The organism is Dyadobacter sediminis (assembly GCF_005860765.1).
GTDB lineage: Bacteria > Bacteroidota > Bacteroidia > Cytophagales > Spirosomataceae > Dyadobacter > Dyadobacter sediminis.
In genome coordinates, this window is sequence record NZ_VCEI01000001.1 from 31,784 (window position 1) to 48,741 (window position 16,958).

Consider the following 16,958-nt stretch of genomic DNA (forward strand, 5'->3'; position numbering starts at 1 on the left):
ACTTACAAATCCTGTAAATTATGTCCATACATACTCCTGATATCAAGCGTGTAACTACTCATGTCATACAGGAAATGAAAACCCGCGGTGAAAAAATATCCTGCCTTACCGCCTATGATTATTCTATGGCCGGAATTGTGGATGCCGCTGGTGTGGAGCTGATACTTGTCGGTGATTCTGCATCCAACGTAATGGCGGGGCATGAAACGACACTGCCCATTACAATAGATCAGATGATTTATCATGCTGCTTCTGTGGTAAGAGCGGTTAAAAGGGCTTTGGTTGTTGTGGATCTGCCTTTCGGTTCGTATCAGGGCAATTCGCGCGAAGCGCTTAATTCTGCCATCAGGATTATGAAAGAATCCGGCGCTCATGCTGTAAAGCTGGAAGGCGGCCTTGAAATCCGGGATTCCATTACAAGAATTCTGAGTGCGGGCGTTCCGGTTATGGGTCATCTGGGACTTACGCCTCAGTCGATTTACAAATTCGGAACTTATACCGTGAGGGCAAAGCAGGAAGCGGAAGCGCAGAAATTACTGGAAGATGCCCGCATGCTGGAAGAAGTAGGCTGTTTCTCTGTTGTTCTTGAAAAAATTCCTTCTTCATTAACCAAGCAGGTTTCCGAAAGTATCCAGATTCCGACCGTTGGGATCGGGGCCGGGCCGCATGCAGATGGCCAGATTCTTGTTCTGCACGATTTACTGGGTATCAATAAAGAATTCAAGCCTCGTTTTCTGCGGCGCTATGCGGATCTGAACGGTGTTATGACCGATGCCATTTCAAATTATATCAAGGATGTGAAAGCCAAATCATTTCCGAATGAAAAAGAGTCTTATTGACCTTTTTAAAAGTATTTACCAGACAATATGAATAAAAAGCCTTTCCAAGTTATATACGAAGACAATCACCTGATTATAGTAAATAAACAGCCGGGAATTCTGGTTCAGGGTGATGTAACAGGCGATAAATGCCTGCTCGATATGGTAAAAGACTATATCAAGGAAACCTACAATAAACCCGGTGCTGTCTTTTTGGGCACGGTTCACCGTCTTGACAGACCGGTGAGCGGACTGGTGGTGTTTGCACGTACATCGAAGGCACTGGAACGCATGAACGAGATATTCAGAAAGCGCGATGTCCAGAAAACGTATTGGGCGATTGTTAAGAACAAACCGGCTGAAAAGAAAGGAAAACTGGTGCACTGGCTATCCAAAAATGAGTCCAAAAACGTGACCACGGCATATGATTATGAAGCGCCGGGAACGCAGCGTGCAGAACTCTCCTATCGCTGGCTCGGGGAAATAAACAAGTTTCACTTGCTGGAAGTAACACCCGTTACAGGCCGTCCGCATCAGATACGGGTTCAGCTTGCATCCATGAACTGCCCGATCAGAGGCGATGTAAAGTACGGCTATCCAAAAGGCAATCCGGACGAAAATATCAATCTTCATGCAAGAAGGCTTTATTTTGAACATCCTGTAAAAAAAGAACCGATTATATGCAAAGCCGGGCTTCCGAACGATCCTTTCTGGGAAGAATTTTTGTCGCTCGATACAGAAGAAATCAAGCCTGAACACCTCGGCTTTCTTTACGAATAAAAACCGGGATGATCGAAAAACTCAAACAGCGCTGGAATGTAAAAAATGGCTGGGACGTCCTGATCATTCTGTGCGTTTTTGCCTGTACGGGTTTTTCCGTTTTATACGCCAAACGCTGGATTTTTGAATTAATCGGTCTTACAAAACAGTCTCCTGCATGGGTTCGCTGGGCAGTTAACATATTGATTGTACTTCCGTTGTATCAGGTTATATTGCTGTTCTGGGGCTGGATATGGCGAAAATTTGATTTCTTCTGGGCGTTTGAAAAAAGAATGTTCAGTCGCATCGGAAGCCTGTTCAGACGGAAAAGCAGCCGGATTTAACTTCCTTCGCATGCTGAACAGCAACTTTACCTGCTGTCTATCATATTCCTGTACACTTTTCGGGCACTTTCATAAGCAGCTTCGGCGGCCTTTTTTTCCTCGGCGCGAATATTGGGTTCTTTCATTTTCCAGCATTGATTCAATGCCGACAAACACCATTCTGCACTTTTTTTATCCTGAACAGGCTTGTTGTTTACCTTTACAAATACAGGATTGGAATGTGAACTCGGATAAATCCGCAGCGCCATCCAGCTTGACTTGTCTATTTTATAAGAAAATCGAACATCCGTAACGCTGCCGTTCGCTTCCACTTCGGCTTTGTCCACCGGTTCGCCATTCACAACAAGTTCAACGCGGACTTTTCTTGTTTTGGCTATTCGAGCCCTTTCAATATCCCAGTATGGCATTTTAGTAAGCGGCGTCTGGGCTGTTTTTTCTCCTGTTTTGTCCTGTTCCGCCGGAAGGTACGCTGCTATCTTTGCTGTAACATGCACATTTTGTCCTTCTTTGACCGATAATTCACTTTCTTCAATGCCTGCTTCTCTTCCGTTCACGGCAAAATCCATGATATGCGACCGGCCATCTGAAACGTAATTCCTGCCCTTTTTAAGTGACTCCACAAAATCATCGTAGTTCAGTGCGCTGTTTGTTGCAGCCGGTTTGAAGTAGCTTCTTGCCTGCCCTACGCGCGCATCTGTAATGCATGGAAAATCTGTTTCCCCGCTTAGTCGGGTCTTAAAGCCGCAATTAAGCGTATGGTAATACATATTGAGTTCCCACGGAGCCGGCGTATCGCCTGCACTGTAGAAATCGACCAGATTTTGTGTTACCGTTACAATGTATTCATTTGCGCCGATTCCGTCCATTTTCGGAACCATGTAATTGGGCAGTTTATCCGTAGACTGCACAGGCTCCAAGCCCCAGCCAGAATGCGCATATCCAACAACAGCACCTTGTGATTTGGCCCAGGTCAAAACCGGAGCCGTCCAGCTTGGCCATTGTTCAATAAGCTTCGTTCCAGGATAATCATCTTCTTTTACGCGCAAAAGCACAATGTGCCCGGCATGAGACGACGGAAAACCGGAAACTTCCACATCGTTGCGCATGATATTTTTCTGATCAGACAACGGATCGTCTTTGCCTGTAAAAAAGCTTTTCTGATGATACCAGCTTGGTCCCCAGGCCAGATTTGCAGCAATATTGAGATCTTCGCCCAATGCCTGCCGCCAAATATCTTTCGGATCAACGCCTTCGGTCGGACTATCGTAATGGCTGCATCCGGCTGCATGAACATGATGATCTGCGCTGTACCAGCCCAGTTCCGCCATTTTAATCCAGCGTTTCAGCTGAAAGGAAATATCCATGGATTCTGCATGACCGGGTATAACAATTTCTTTGGTCTGCCTGATGTATTCAGGTCCGCGTGTATATGAAATCGTGTATTTTCCAGGTGCAAGCAACACATGCTCGCCATCTTTGCGATAAATCTGAGGCTGAAAAAAGAAGTCGGGATATGCGTCAAATGCAGCGACGCGACGCGATGGAAGCGGATAAACGCCGGTAAACTTTCCCGAAGCATGTTCCTGACCGTCTGTAATCAGAAATGACGCCATGGCAGGCGTTCCATCGTCATCTTTGATATGGAACTTTACTTTTACCGAAGGTTTTACATCAAACAAAATATGCGTGGAATTACGAAAACCAAGATCCTGCGAACCTTGACCAGCATTATAGCCAATTTCAATTTCCCGCTTTCCGGCATCTTTCGAGTAAATCTGAACAATGGCATATTCCAGTTTCAAGCCCGTCAGTTCCGGCTGTAAAGGCCGGTTGGCATACATTTGAATTTCTACAAAACGATTGGCAACCTGTCCGGGCGAAAGTTCGTGTTCTTTCTTGATAACTGGTTCAAAAGACGGAGAATGAAACGGCCTGGCGGCATTCGGACTTGCGGCTTCAAGTTTTGCAGTAATGCCGGCTTCATTATGAACCTTGACCAGAAAACTAGTCCATCCGTTTTGAACCAGCAATGCTTTTGCCGGGCCTCTTTCCACTTTTACACGTCCTTCCGGATTGATATGGACTACATTCAAACAGTATGGATCCAGAATTTCCTGAATGCCCGTTACGGTTTCTTCATTCAGCGGCTTGTCGCTTAAAATCCTCAAACGTTTTGCATCTTCCAAAGACAAAGAAGATCCCGAAAAAGTCAGTGCTTCCTGCAAACGCAATGCCTGAGCCAGCAACGGCTGTGGCTCAATGCCTGTTCCTGCAGAAAAAGCAGATTCATGATGCTGATGCTGCGCAAGCAAAACGCCCGGTAAAAACAAGTTAATCAAGCAAAGCATAACTATCTTTTTCATTTTACTTTTCACGTTTTACAGCTTACAGTTTACTGCCTACCTTTTACTTTTTGCATCTTTCCTGTTCATTTTCCACGCTGTAAAGCCGATGTACAGCATACTTCCTTTTGCACCCCGTTTTTTAAACAATCCATTTACATTACTGAACCCCAGAAACAGAGGCCCGAAATGCCCAAAAGCACCCAGAGAAGGCCGTTTGTTTCCTTGTACAAAGGAGATTGGAAAAGCAAAATCGGAATCTTCATCTTCAAAACGCGGCGTAATTGTAAATGAGTTTGGCCGGAATATATCCAATGGCCTTTCAGTACGGCTTCTGTATCTTCGGGTTTGTTCCAGATTCAGGAAAAATCCCTTTACAAGCTGTATATCTGCTTCCAGGTGAACAGCTTGCGGAAGTTGGACATTTTTTCTGAAAATGGTATCTGTTTTAGCCGGAAAAAGATTCATAAAACCTTCCGGCCCAAAGTCACTGATTGTTTCCAGTTCATTTTGCCCGATGACAGCTTCGGTTTGCACTCCGGATATAATCCTGCTTTGTGACGTCTTATACTGGATGAAGCCTACGTCCGTCAGAGACGCGCCTAAACGAAGCAGATACTCGGGACTTTCATCAAATTCTTCTTTTTTCCTGCTCCAATATGCGCCCAGTTCATAGGAAACCCCGAGATCATATGCCCAGCCGGAACCGTAATGACCTGAATCGAACAAGTTTTTAAAGTGCATTTTCTGTACCGGAGCACTGTAACCGCTTTCATACCTGAAATCTGATAAGACCAGTTCACTAGACTTCACATTTCCGATTGCCTGTCGAACGCCAAAGTGATCCGCGGACGCATCCATGTATGCAATCCGTGCTCCAAAAATGCGTTTGCCGGTAATGCCCACACGCAGTTTATGCGTATGCAAATCCAGCAGTTGCGCACCGTACGATACACCTGCTTCCGAAAAACTCTGCTGTACAAGACTGAAATTTCCCCAAGACTGGTTTGCAGTTACAGGCGTACTTTCGGTATCAAGTCTTTTGAAATAAAGATTCTGAACGGCATCGGGAATATTTTTTCCGTAAAAATATCCTCTTGTTCTCAGCTGAAATGCCAATCCGTGATATTTTCCCAAGGAAATCATTGCTGACGGCCAGCGGATTTCGCTTGCAAGATAAACCGGATCGCGTTGAATCAATGATCCCATTGTTCTGGAACGGCCGTATAATTCCTTTGTTGAATGCGGTACCAGAAGAGGGTATAGCAAGGAGTTTTTACCGAGGAAAACAAAGTATCTGTAATTGATGCTGCCGCCTGCGGTTCCAATATTTATTTGCCACTTTTGCTTTGATCCGCCTGTAATGGAAGGGTTGTAAGTTGCACGGTAAAGCCCTCCGTAATTGCTGGTTTGCATACTTGAAACCCCTTGCGTATAGGCACTCCGTAAGTTCAAAAATAAAAAAGCGCAAAAAATAATAACTTTTTTCAAGGTTGTGTTTTGTTAGTCAAAGCAAGCTTTCCGAGTGAATCATATTGTACAATTTCATCTTCGATCAGTTGCTTTATAGTGTGTGTAAAACTGTTTTCTGAAATCCTTTCAAATGCTTTCAACAAATCGCGCGGGCCGATTGGTCCGTTCTGATTTAAAAACCGGATCAGAGCCTGTTCAAGTCCGGCTTCATTTGTCGGTTCATTTTTCCTGTTCTGAATGCATATGTCGCATACACCGCATTCCTGCGCATCAAATTCGTTGAAATATTCAAGCAGCAGCAAGGTTCTGCAAATTTTGGTATGTGAAGCGTAACGTACTACTGCATAGGCTTTTTTCAGATCTCTGTTCCGTTTCTTTTCTATCTCAAAAACGTTCAGCGGCAGTAAAGCAGCTTCATACCTGGGCGTCAGGAATGTAAGCTGCGGCTTGTCCCGTCTGGGTTCGTAATCAATGATGTCGCGTTCTTGCAGGAATTTCAATTTCCTGATTATTTCTGTTTCCGGAGCAAAATAAATCTGTGCAAGTTCACTTTCCGAAATGCGGACATACTCTGTAAAAAGTTCTCCTCCGTACAGCCTGAGCATTGTTTTGATAAATGAATCCAGTTCCTGATAACGAATCTGAAAGTCATAAAGCTGACGGTTATCAATAAGAAAATGGATTTTGGACAAATCATTAAAATTCTCGCTCAGTTGTATAAATCCTTCTTCTTCAAGCAATTTCAAAGCATAATGCGTTTCATTGACAGGCAGTCCGAATGTTCCTGTAAATTCCTGAATGTCAAAACTAAAACCTGCAAATTCGCCTCCGCCCGTCGGAATTTTGTAATAATTGGCAAGCGCCTGATAAACTCTTTTCAGGATTTCGGCAGAAGGATATTTTCTGTTTATGCCTGCGGAAAGTTCTTCCAGATCAATTTTATTGAACAGCGCAACGGCATACGCTTTCTTTTCGTCGCGTCCGGCACGGCCTGCTTCCTGATAATACGCTTCCAGATTATCCGGCAAGTCAAAATGGATGACTGCCCGGACGTCCGGTTTGTCAATTCCCATTCCAAAAGCATTGGTAGCCACAACCGTCCGGACCCGATTTTTGATCCAGGCGGATTGTCTGTCGGAACGTTCGCGCAGCGGCAATCCGGCATGATAACCATAAGCACTGATTCCTTGCCGGTTAAGCCAGTCCGCAAGCTCTTTGGTTTGCTTGCGCGTTTTTACGTATACGATTGCCGATCCTGCAACATTTTTTAAAATCTGAAATAATTTTCTTTCTTTACTTTCCTCCAGAAAAGCAGAGTAGGAGAGGTTTGCCCTTGCAAAAGACTGTTTGAACACCCTTGCATGGCGCATCTGCAGCTTGTTCAGAATATCCGCCCGGACTTCTTCGGTAGCCGTTGCGGTAAGTGCCATGACGGGAACGCCGGAAATCAGCTTTCGGAAATCAGCAATCAGAAGATAGGACGGCCTGAAATCATAACCCCACGCAGAAATACAATGCGCTTCATCTACGGCCAGAAGACAGATTTTCATCTTTTTGACGCGTTCAATCATAATTTCAGTCCGTAACCTTTCCGGGGATACGTACAGAAATTTGGTATTTCCGTGAATACAGTTATCCAGCGTAAAGTCAATTTCATTTTTGCTCATGCCGGAATGAATGGACGCAGCCGGAATGCCCCGTTTTTTGAGCTGTTCCACCTGATCTTTCATCAATGCAATAAGCGGCGTAACGACAATGCAAATGCCGTCAGAAACCATGACAGGCACCTGAAAACAAACTGATTTGCCGCCGCCCGTCGGAAGCAAAACAAGCGTATCCATTCCGTTGAGGACCGTCCGGATGGCTTCTTCCTGAAAGGGCCGGAACGAATCGTAACCCCAATATTGGTTCAGAACGGAATGAAGATCAGTCATCAGATTTTTAACAATTGCAGTGTGCCTGTTGATGTGCAAAGTAATAGGATAATGTTTGTTAAGTAAAGAAATTGTGCTTGCCGGCTTGTGTCAAACCACCCAGATTTCATTTCAAAATGAATAAAATCACAAATTACCAAAAGATAAACTTGCATAAACCGGAAATAAAAAGGACAAAATACAGTTTTCTTCACACCATCAATTTACTTTGATGACTTAATGTAAAAGTCGATTTAAATTTGCAAAATAGTACCTTTAACGGTCTTAATCCTAACGTATTTCCATGCGTACGCTTTTTTTCTTCATGAGTATTCTGGCATTATCCGGCTGTTCTGTTTCGCATTATATGAAACGTGAGCTGAAAAACTCAACAGTATTTACCCAGCAGCATACGGGAATTTCCATTCGGGAAGTTAACGGCAAAAAAGACATTGCTTCTTATCAGGATGACAAGTACTTTACACCTGCTTCCAATACGAAACTGTTTAGCTTTTACGCCGGATTGTGCGCGCTTGGAGATTCTGTTCCCGGACTGGAATACCTGGAGTGGGGCGAGTTACTGATCATCCGGGGAACAGGCGATCCTTCTTTATTGCATCCCGATTTGCCTCACAGCAAGGTTTTTGATTTTTTAAAGAACAGGAAAGATCCGATTTTTCTGACTCCTTTCAACTTTGAAAACAAGCGCTTCGGGCCGGGCTGGGCTTGGAGCGATTACAATGATTATTATCAGCCGGAAGTTTCTCCGATGCCTGTTTATGGAAACATTGCAAGGTTTAAAGGTCAGGCTTCACAGCAATTTCAGGTAAGTCCGGGCATCTGGAACAAGTCTATGGTTTTTGACAGCACCGTTTCGGGCATTGAAAGAGATGAATTCCAGAATTTGTTCCGTCATTCCCGGCTTGTTGTTCCGGAAGGACTGATTCAGGATGTTCCCGTTCATATGTCGGATGACTTGACTGCACAGCTTTTAAGCGATACATTAAAAAGGGAAATCAAGCTGATCAATATTCCGCTGGATGTGGAATTACAAAAAGTATACAGTATTCCGTCCGATTCTCTTTATGCCCGAATGATGCAGACGAGCGACAACATGCTTGCGGAACAGCTTATGCTGCTTTATGCTTCGGAAAATGGCCTGCCATTGAACACAGAAAAAGCCATTGCCTATGCCATGGAACATCATATGGACGACTTGCCGGACCGTCCAGTATGGAAAGACGGCTCGGGGCTCAGCCGGTATAATCTGTTTACGCCGAGAACAATCGTGGCTTTACTGCAAAAAATTTATACAAAAGTTCCGCAGGAGAGATTATTTTCCATACTGCCGCAAGGTGGGAAAACGGGCACATTAAGCAATTTGTTCAAGGGTGAAAAACCGTTTGTTTTTGCCAAAACGGGAAGTCTGAGCAACATTTATAATCTCAGCGGATACCTTGTGACCAGAAAAGGAAAGGTACTTGCATTCAGTTTTATGAACAACAATTTTGTGCGGCCAACGGGCGATATCCGGAAAGAAGCAGAACGTATCCTGACAGGATTGAATGAGAAGTTCTAACTGTGCTTTATTTTATTTGATTCTTAGGATCGGCAGATAAAGTGATCATGCCAATTAAGTGTGTGTAATGAAAATTCTTTCGAGACTGTCAGTTTTCAATCTCTTCCTCTACCGAAGCACGAGGATCTTTGGTGTAATCGTAAAGAAGTTTGCCTTTATCGTCCCATTCTCTTAAAACAAATGGCTCAAATTCTTCTTCCCAGGCTGTTTTCGGATACTGGATTTCTTTTTTGCGCTGACGACGGAACTGGTAATATTCAACCCAGCGGCCTACTTTTTGCCCATTATCGTACTTGCCGTTCAGCATAAGTTGGCCTTCTTTGTAGAATTTCATATATTCTCCTTCTACTTTACCGAATACAACGGGAACCACTTCCATAATCTGCGTATGAGCAGAATCATAATATGCAATGCGTGACTCGGCAGGAAATCCTCTGTTCCAGACTACTTTGTCAACAAGATTGTATTTTGCATCGTATTTAACCCAGCGGCCGTCCTTTGCACCCATGTAATAATAGCCTTCTTCCATCAGGTTTTCGCCCGTGTATTTCTTATACGATCCGTGAAGCGGAAGAGCCTGTTCTTTTTCCTTGATGACTGCCGAGCTTAATTTTTTGCCTTTTTTATCATACCAACGTGTTTCTGTTGTACGGATGTAAGGGTTGATCGGCTTGTATTCTTTCAGAACATGAAAGTATTCCACCGTCGCCCGGTCGCCGCTGCCGTATTTCACAGACATGCTTTGCATCGGAATTCCTTCGTACTGAACTTTGGCCAGTTTGGCTTTTTCTTTTCTTGACTTCCTGTCCTTCTTCTGGCTTTTGTATTCCTTTACCCGTAAGCCAAGATCAGGAATGGTTTCTCCGAAGAGCGTTGAAAGGCTTGTTGATTTTCCATTGGCGCCCGGCACAGACGAACCCATCACCGGATCAAGACCGCTGATAAATGATTTGAGGTCCTTGGAGCGGCTGGCTGTATCTTTCTTGACAGTTTCCTTTGGCAGCCATGAAGGCGGCGGTGCAGTTTCTTTTTGTTCTGATTGTGCAGAAGCGCTTTTAATCAGATAAAGGAGAAAAAAACAGCAGATCGAAGTTACTCTTTGCATGTGTATAAGTTTTTCTTCAAAGCAAGATGATTACTTTTGTAACGAACAGGTTTTTTCTATATTGATTTTCAACACACAAATTTAAAAAAACACAGTGGAAAAAAGTGCTAAAATTTATATTGCCGGACACCGGGGAATGGTTGGCTCTGCTATTCATCGAAAATTGATAAAAGAAGGCTATGAAAACTTTGTTTTAAAAACTTCTTCCGAACTGGATCTGAGGAATCAAAATGCGGTAAGAGAATTTTTTGAAAAAGAATGTCCGGAATATATTTTCCTGGCAGCCGCAAAGGTAGGCGGAATTATGGCCAACAACATTTACCGTGCCGAATTTTTGAATGACAATTTACTGATTCAGAACAATGTAATTGACAGCGCTTACCGAACAGATGCAAAAAAACTGATGTTTCTGGGATCAAGCTGCATTTATCCGAAACTGGCCCCGCAACCGCTGCGTGAAGAATCGCTTCTGACCGGATTGCTGGAACCGACCAATGAACCTTACGCCATTGCCAAAATTGCGGGTATCAAAATGTGTGAAGCATACCGTTCGCAGTACGGCTGCAACTTTATTTCTGTGATGCCAACCAACCTTTACGGCCCGAACGATAATTATGACCTTAACAACTCTCACGTATTGCCAGCGATGATCCGGAAATTCCATACGGCCAGGGAAGAAAACAGACCTTTTGTCGAGTTGTGGGGTACAGGTTCGCCTTTAAGGGAGTTTCTTCATGCAGATGACCTTGCGGATGCATGTTACTTTCTGATGCAGAATTACAATGAACCGGAATTCCTGAACATTGGCGTAGGCTCCGATGTAACAATAAAATCTCTGGCCGAACTGATCATGAATGTAACAGGATATGAAGGTGAAATCCGCTGGAATACGGACAAGCCGGATGGCACTCCGAGAAAGCTGATGGACGTAAGCAAATTGCACAGTCTTGGCTGGAAACATCGCACAGAACTGCAAGAAGGCATAAGAATGACGTACCAGGATTTTTTGCAGAAAATTGAAACATATGCTTCGTAAGCTGATTGAAGTTAATGCATTACAAGATACGCAAGCCTAATATTTCCAAACTAAATTGACTTTTTGCCTACGATAATTCTTTTTTTTTGACAAATTTCAGTATATAATTATAAGATTCTTCGGGGAAACTAATTAGTTTTGCATCGTCTTAAAAGAGGCGCTATACGAAACCTTAGTCATAGAGAAATGTCGGCCATAATTAAGTTAGACCAGATCGACCGTAAAGTACTGGAAATCTTACAAACGAACGCAAAAATAACAAATGCACAATTATCCAAGGAAATAGGACTTTCTCCTGCACCCACACTGGAACGTGTAAAGAAACTCGAGCAATCCGGAATCATCAAGAGTTATCATGCTCAGCTTGAACCTGAAAAGGTAGGATTGGGCGTCAGCACTTTTGTACAGATCTCCTTGGTCGGACACAGAAAAGCGGTTACTGAATCTTTTGTTGAAAAAATACATGCAATTCCGGAAGTTGTTGAATGTCACCACATAACCGGTACCGGGGATTTTCTGCTAAGGGTCATTTCTAAAGATATAAGTACTTATCAGAAGCTGATGCTTGAAAAAATCAATGAAATTGAAGAAGTAGCAAGTACGCAGACTATGGTTATTTTGTCTACTTTCAAGGAAAGCAAAGTACTGCCTATTCCTTGATTTCTCATTCAATTATTTCATAGAAAAGGCGCAGAAACTGATTTCTGCGCCTTTTTTGTTATTTCAAGCGGTTTTGATCGTCAAGTTCAGATTTCTCCTCAGCTGACTATTACTGATGCTGTTCGCGCAAAAGATCGTTAACGGTTTTTACAGGGTTAAACGTAATCAGCGGAACTTCAACAAAAAGCGTGTTCCAGTCGGCCATGGCGCCATTCCACAAACCCGGCAATTCCTGTGCTTTCAGCTCTTTTCCGTCCTTTGATTTTCCGGTAATAAAGCCGGTTAAGGGATCTCTGAATTTTTTCAGATCAAACAATTCTCCTTTGCTGTTTTTCACTGCACAAACCAGATCGACAGGATTAAAATGCGTCGAATTCTTGAAAATACTGTTTTGCGCCTCGTCATCCACATCCACCTGAGCAGATTCCACGATTTGCAAAGAAGAAGATCCGTCCGCATTTTCTGCCCAGAACGGTCCGCCGCCAGGTTCTCCCTGATTTTTCACCATTCCGCATGCACGCAAAGGCCTGTCCAGCTTCTGAACAAAATATTCTTTTTTCTTTTCGTCATTCCAGCTATCAAATCCGGCGGGCGGAACAACACACAATTCATTTCTGAAAAATGAATCCAGTTCGCTTAGTAACGCAGCATCACTTTCTTCGTTCAGCTTTCTCAAGTATCCGAAAATCTGCTTCTGATATTTCAGAACAATTCCGGCCAGTGCTTTTTTGTAAGTAATGGTTTCTTCCTTAATGCGGTCAGGAACTACATTGTCGATGTTTTTGATAAAAATAATATCGGCATCCAGTTGTCCGAGATTTTCAAGAAGTGCGCCGTGGCCTGCCGGACGGAAAAGCAAACTTTCATCTTTTTCCCGGAAAGGCGTGTTGTCCAGATTTACAGCAATCGTATCCGTTGAACTTTTCTGCTCGGAAAAAGAAACAATGTATCTCACTCCGAATTCACTCTGATAAGTAGGAAGCACCTCCACGACCAGTTTTTCGAACTTGTCGCGGTGTTCCGGAGATACGGTAAAATGGATCTGCACGTTGCCGCCTGCGTTGGCATATTTTGCGCCTTCCACCAAATGCTCTTCCAGCGGAGTGCGGGAACGGTCTTCGTAGTTATGGAATTTCAGCAATCCTTTCGGCAGTTCACCGTAACCCAATCCTTTATTCGTCAGGAAATAGGAAACGATTGTATTTTCGTCGGCTGTTTCAATGTTGAAATTGTCCGAAGCCATACTTGTTTTCAGATCTTCATAAAACGCGAAATCAGGAAGTTTTGCAAAAAACTCCTCGACCGATTTATCTTTTTTTCCTTCCTGAAGGAACCCGAACAAGGATTTGAACATGCGGGTTGCAGCACCCGAAGCCGGCACAAATTTCAATAAAGCAATTTCACCTTCGGCAGCACTTTTGTCAAATTCACTGATCACTTCTGTAATCTGATCGTCAGTAAGACGAATAATTCCGTCACCGACTGTTGCAGCTTTTGAAAGCTGAAGAAACGGAAAGCCATCGATAAAATAGCGAACTTGTTCTTCCACAGTTGCTATGTCACTTCCGCGTTCTTGTATTTGTAATATATCTTTTTCAACAAACATAAATTATAATTTTATCAGTGAAGTTTTAGAGTAATTTATTTGAACTGCATTTGTATGAATATTATTAATAATAAGCGGTGTAAGTACCTGCTATAATCATTATAATAAATTTATTTAAGTATACGAAGTTTGGCAAAGCTCAACAGCAAGGTTTTTTCTCCAACCAGATCGAATTTAACCGTGGCTTTCCGATCAGAGCCGTTTACTTCTATTTTTGTAACTTCCCCGAAACCGAATTTCAAGTGTTCCACTTTGTCACCTTCTGCAAGGTCAAAAGTATCGGTTGGCACAAACCCTTCGGACGGAATATGCGGCGCTACATTGGAAACAGGTTTGTATTCTGTGGATTTACGCTGAACCAGGTTCCGGGCAGAGGAAGCAGCCGGCTGGGAACTGTCTCTTTCAGGGCCATGCAGAATCCTGGAAGCATTAAGAAATTTAGGATCAACTTCCAGTAAAAAGCGGCTCGGTTCACACATTTTCAAACGTCCCCACTGATAGCGGCTTTCGGCATACGAAAATGAAAGCCTTTTTTCAGCACGCGTAATGGCGACATAAAATAATCTTCTTTCTTCTTCCAGATCCTGCCTGCTTTCCAGCATCATCTGGCTTGGAAATAAATCTTCTTCCAGGCCGACAATGAACACATTGCGGAATTCAAGCCCTTTTGCAGAGTGAATGGTCATCATCGTAACGCGGTCATTGTCATTGTTGTCATCCGGCTCGTCGGCGTTTGTCAACAAGGAAACGGATTGCAGAAAAGCACTTAAAGTTTTGTCTTCACTTTCGGGATTATCAACAAATTCTTTGATACCGTTCAGCAATTCCTGCACGTTTTCATAGCGCGACAAACCTTCTACTGTTTTATCTTCATACAGTTCACGCAAAATGCCCGAAGCTTTTGCAATGTGCGCGGCAACTTCGTAGGCATCTTTTCCTTCTTCCACCAGAATCTTGAAACTCTTGATTAAAGTTGCAAACTGATCAATTGGCGTAATGGTACGTCCGCTTGCATAATTTCCGATGTTTGCCACAACGTCCCAGATCGGAAGGTCATTTTCGGAAGCGGCAACGGCTATTTTAGCTACCGTTGAGTCACCGATTCCTCTTTTCGGAAGATTTATAATGCGTTTGAAAGCTTCCTCGTCTCTCTGATTAACTGTAAACCGAAGGTAAGCAAGCAGATCCTTGATTTCTTTTCGCTGATAAAATGACTGTCCGCCAATAATCCGGTACTTGATCCCCAGCTTGCGCAAAGCTTCTTCAAAGGAACGTGACTGCGCATTGGTACGGTAAAGAATGGCAAAGTTCTCGTTCCGCAGCGCTTTCTGCATTTTTTCTTCAAAGATTGCCGTAGCAACCAGCCGGCCTTCTTCATTATCGGAACCTGCTTTAAGCACATCAATCAGAGATCCTTCCTCGTTTGCTGTAAAGGTTTCTTTTTTAAGCTGCGATTTATTTCGTGCAATGACAGAATTAGCTGCATTTACAATGGTGCCCGTAGACCGGTAATTCTGTTCCAGCTTGATCGTCCTTACATCCGGAAAATCCTTTTCAAAGTTCAGGATATTCTCGATATTGGCTCCTCGGAACGCATAAATACTCTGTGCATCGTCGCCAACGACGCAGATGTTGCGGTGAACAGCAGAAAGTTTGCGTGTAATCAGATATTGCGAAACGTTGGTATCCTGAAACTCGTCCACCATGACATGCTGGAACTTGTGCTGATACTTATACAACACATCAGGAAAATCGCGGAAAAGGACATTGGTATTAAATAACAGATCATCAAAGTCCATTGCATTGGCCTGGAAACAGCGCGTTGCATACGTCTTGTACAGCCTGCCGATTTCTTTCATTTTGGCAGCTTCGTCATCCGCCTGAATAGCTGGATTGTTGATGTAATCGTCTGCAGATACAAGCCGGTTTTTTGCTCCCGATATTCTGTTAAAAACTACATTTGCCTTGTAAGTCTTGTCATCCAGGTTATATTCCTTGATAATACTTCTTAACAATGACTTGGAATCATCGGTATCATAAATTGAAAAATCACTTGTATACCCCAGATATCTGGCTTCAATTCGTAATATTTTGGCAAATACAGAGTGAAAAGTACCCATCCAGATATTGCGTGCTTCCGTACCGACGGCACCTTCGATACGATGGCGCATTTCGCCGGATGCCTTATTGGTAAAAGTCAGCGATAGAATCCGGAACGGGTCAACTCCATTTTCAATTAAATGGGCAATGCGGTAAGTCAGTACCCTGGTTTTTCCGGAGCCTGCTCCTGCAATAATCATCAAAGGACCCTCTCCATGCAATACCGCTTCCCGCTGAGGGTCATTCAGAGTTGACAAATAATCGTTATGATTCAAAATTGTATGCTTTTCTAATTGATTCATCTTATTACAGCAAAAGCCAAAGTTAGGAAAAAGCATTAAAAGCCTTCTTTCAATATATTATATAATCGGATATAAAGATCTAAGCAGCTGGAAAAATATTTTAAAATGAAGAACGCAGAAAAAACTTTAAAGGTTAAAACCAAATCATTCATGTTGTGTTTCTGTTCACTCTTTCAGGAAAATTGCAAATCAAGTATATAATTAAGTAGAGCAGACATGGACGACATAGATATTGAAGATCAGCCATTGGAAGTTCAGTGGAATCATTTACTGGATAAACTGGAAACGATGATCGGTAAAAGGCCGGCTGATTTAAATGGCGTATTGTTCCTGATCGGCGTTCAGGAACTTGGCCAGGGAGCAAAGCGCTTTACAAAAGAGCAAAAACAAGATCTGATGCATATAGGCATATGTAAAGTTTTAAGCTTGTCTTCCTACTACGTTTTGGAGTATACCGACAGTGACGGCTGGCCGCATTATCGTTTAAACCGTGCCTTGCCTGTTGGAGACATCCTAAAGCAGGAAAACCTGTTGAAGATGCATGTGCTGGAATACTTTCGTCTATAAAGAACGGATCGGCTCAAAGCTGGTATTTGGAAGGTCTTTGGGAAGCATCTGTGAGGTTTTTGAAAGTTTTTCTGAAAACTTTACCTTTCGATAAATGTGATTATCAACGGGTTAGGAAATATCTTTAAAAAAGTTCAGCAATATTTTGGTTTTGCACTTGCGTATAAAAGGTTAAAGTTGCACTTTTGCACTCCCAATCGGGAAATAACGGGTCTTGCGAGCGGCAGGGCCATCAGTTCTGAGGCAATCAGGGCCAAGTTCTTTGACATGATGAAGAGAGCAAAACAAGGAGATTTGTTTAGGAGAATTCGGCGCTGTTAGGGAAGATCTGTTATGGATTGGATTTGACAGCAG

14 protein-coding genes are annotated in these 16,958 nt (G+C 43.2%); 7 read left to right on the forward strand and 7 right to left on the reverse strand.

The window, feature by feature from the left end; translation table 11 throughout:
* Positions 1 to 20 precede the first annotated feature (20 nt).
* Genes panB through FEM55_RS00130 form a run of 3 tightly spaced genes read left to right on the forward strand, consistent with a single transcriptional unit; the run spans position 21 to position 1,921 of the window.
* Positions 21 to 839: a 3-methyl-2-oxobutanoate hydroxymethyltransferase gene (panB, locus tag FEM55_RS00120; protein WP_138279300.1), complete on the forward strand. Its 819-nt coding sequence runs from the start codon at positions 21 to 23 to the stop codon at positions 837 to 839.
* A gap of 27 nt (positions 840 to 866) precedes the next feature.
* Positions 867 to 1,598 carry an RluA family pseudouridine synthase gene (locus FEM55_RS00125; RefSeq protein WP_138279301.1) on the forward strand — a complete coding sequence of 244 codons (732 nt, stop codon included), beginning with the start codon at positions 867 to 869 and terminating at the stop codon, positions 1,596 to 1,598.
* Between the two features lie 8 nt (positions 1,599 to 1,606).
* Positions 1,607 to 1,921, forward strand: a complete 315-nt coding sequence (locus FEM55_RS00130; RefSeq protein WP_138279302.1) for a DUF6787 family protein — start codon at positions 1,607 to 1,609, stop codon at positions 1,919 to 1,921.
* Positions 1,922 to 1,947: 26 nt separating this feature from the next.
* On the opposite strand, the gene FEM55_RS00135 is transcribed toward FEM55_RS00130, so the two are convergent.
* The 3 genes from FEM55_RS00135 to FEM55_RS00145 all read right to left on the reverse strand — a co-directional run bounded on the left by FEM55_RS00135 (position 1,948) and on the right by FEM55_RS00145 (position 7,670).
* The gene (locus FEM55_RS00135) at positions 1,948 to 4,284 is read right to left on the reverse strand and encodes a CehA/McbA family metallohydrolase (RefSeq protein WP_229209026.1); all 2,337 of its coding nucleotides are present in this window, start codon (positions 4,282 to 4,284) and stop codon (positions 1,948 to 1,950) included.
* Positions 4,285 to 4,320: 36 nt separating this feature from the next.
* Complete coding sequence (locus tag FEM55_RS00140; protein WP_138279303.1) at positions 4,321 to 5,679, reverse strand: DUF5723 family protein; 1,359 nt, start codon at positions 5,677 to 5,679, stop codon at positions 4,321 to 4,323.
* Positions 5,680 to 5,750: 71 nt separating this feature from the next.
* The gene (locus FEM55_RS00145; protein WP_138279304.1) at positions 5,751 to 7,670 is read right to left on the reverse strand and encodes a RecQ family ATP-dependent DNA helicase; all 1,920 of its coding nucleotides are present in this window, start codon (positions 7,668 to 7,670) and stop codon (positions 5,751 to 5,753) included.
* A gap of 283 nt (positions 7,671 to 7,953) precedes the next feature.
* Between FEM55_RS00145 and FEM55_RS00150 the strand changes: the two genes are divergently transcribed.
* Complete coding sequence (locus tag FEM55_RS00150; RefSeq protein WP_138279305.1) at positions 7,954 to 9,228, forward strand: D-alanyl-D-alanine carboxypeptidase/D-alanyl-D-alanine-endopeptidase; 1,275 nt, start codon at positions 7,954 to 7,956, stop codon at positions 9,226 to 9,228.
* A gap of 88 nt (positions 9,229 to 9,316) precedes the next feature.
* On the opposite strand, the gene FEM55_RS00155 is transcribed toward FEM55_RS00150, so the two are convergent.
* Positions 9,317 to 10,333, reverse strand: a complete 1,017-nt coding sequence (locus FEM55_RS00155; protein WP_138279306.1) for a toxin-antitoxin system YwqK family antitoxin — start codon at positions 10,331 to 10,333, stop codon at positions 9,317 to 9,319.
* A gap of 94 nt (positions 10,334 to 10,427) precedes the next feature.
* On the opposite strand from FEM55_RS00155, the gene FEM55_RS00160 reads away from it, so the two are divergent.
* On the forward strand, positions 10,428 to 11,369 hold the full coding sequence (locus FEM55_RS00160) for a GDP-L-fucose synthase family protein (RefSeq protein WP_138279307.1): 942 nt from the start codon (positions 10,428 to 10,430) through the stop codon (positions 11,367 to 11,369).
* 186 nt (positions 11,370 to 11,555) lie between these two features.
* Positions 11,556 to 12,029, forward strand: a complete 474-nt coding sequence (locus FEM55_RS00165; RefSeq protein ID WP_138279308.1) for an Lrp/AsnC family transcriptional regulator — start codon at positions 11,556 to 11,558, stop codon at positions 12,027 to 12,029.
* A gap of 109 nt (positions 12,030 to 12,138) precedes the next feature.
* Here FEM55_RS00165 and FEM55_RS00170 read toward each other — a convergent pair whose 3' ends face one another.
* Positions 12,139 to 13,635: a DUF4301 family protein gene (locus FEM55_RS00170; RefSeq protein ID WP_138279309.1), complete on the reverse strand. Its 1,497-nt coding sequence runs from the start codon at positions 13,633 to 13,635 to the stop codon at positions 12,139 to 12,141.
* Between the two features lie 110 nt (positions 13,636 to 13,745).
* Positions 13,746 to 16,037 (reverse strand): ATP-dependent helicase, encoded by a 2,292-nt coding sequence (locus tag FEM55_RS00175; protein WP_138279310.1) that lies wholly within the window; start codon positions 16,035 to 16,037, stop codon positions 13,746 to 13,748.
* 216 nt (positions 16,038 to 16,253) lie between these two features.
* On the opposite strand from FEM55_RS00175, the gene FEM55_RS00180 reads away from it, so the two are divergent.
* The gene (locus tag FEM55_RS00180; protein WP_374756462.1) at positions 16,254 to 16,604 is read left to right on the forward strand and encodes a hypothetical protein; all 351 of its coding nucleotides are present in this window, start codon (positions 16,254 to 16,256) and stop codon (positions 16,602 to 16,604) included.
* Between the two features lie 171 nt (positions 16,605 to 16,775).
* On the opposite strand, the gene FEM55_RS25085 is transcribed toward FEM55_RS00180, so the two are convergent.
* A partial coding sequence (locus FEM55_RS25085) for a hypothetical protein (protein ID WP_212748275.1) occupies positions 16,776 to 16,958 on the reverse strand: 183 nt, incomplete at its 5' end.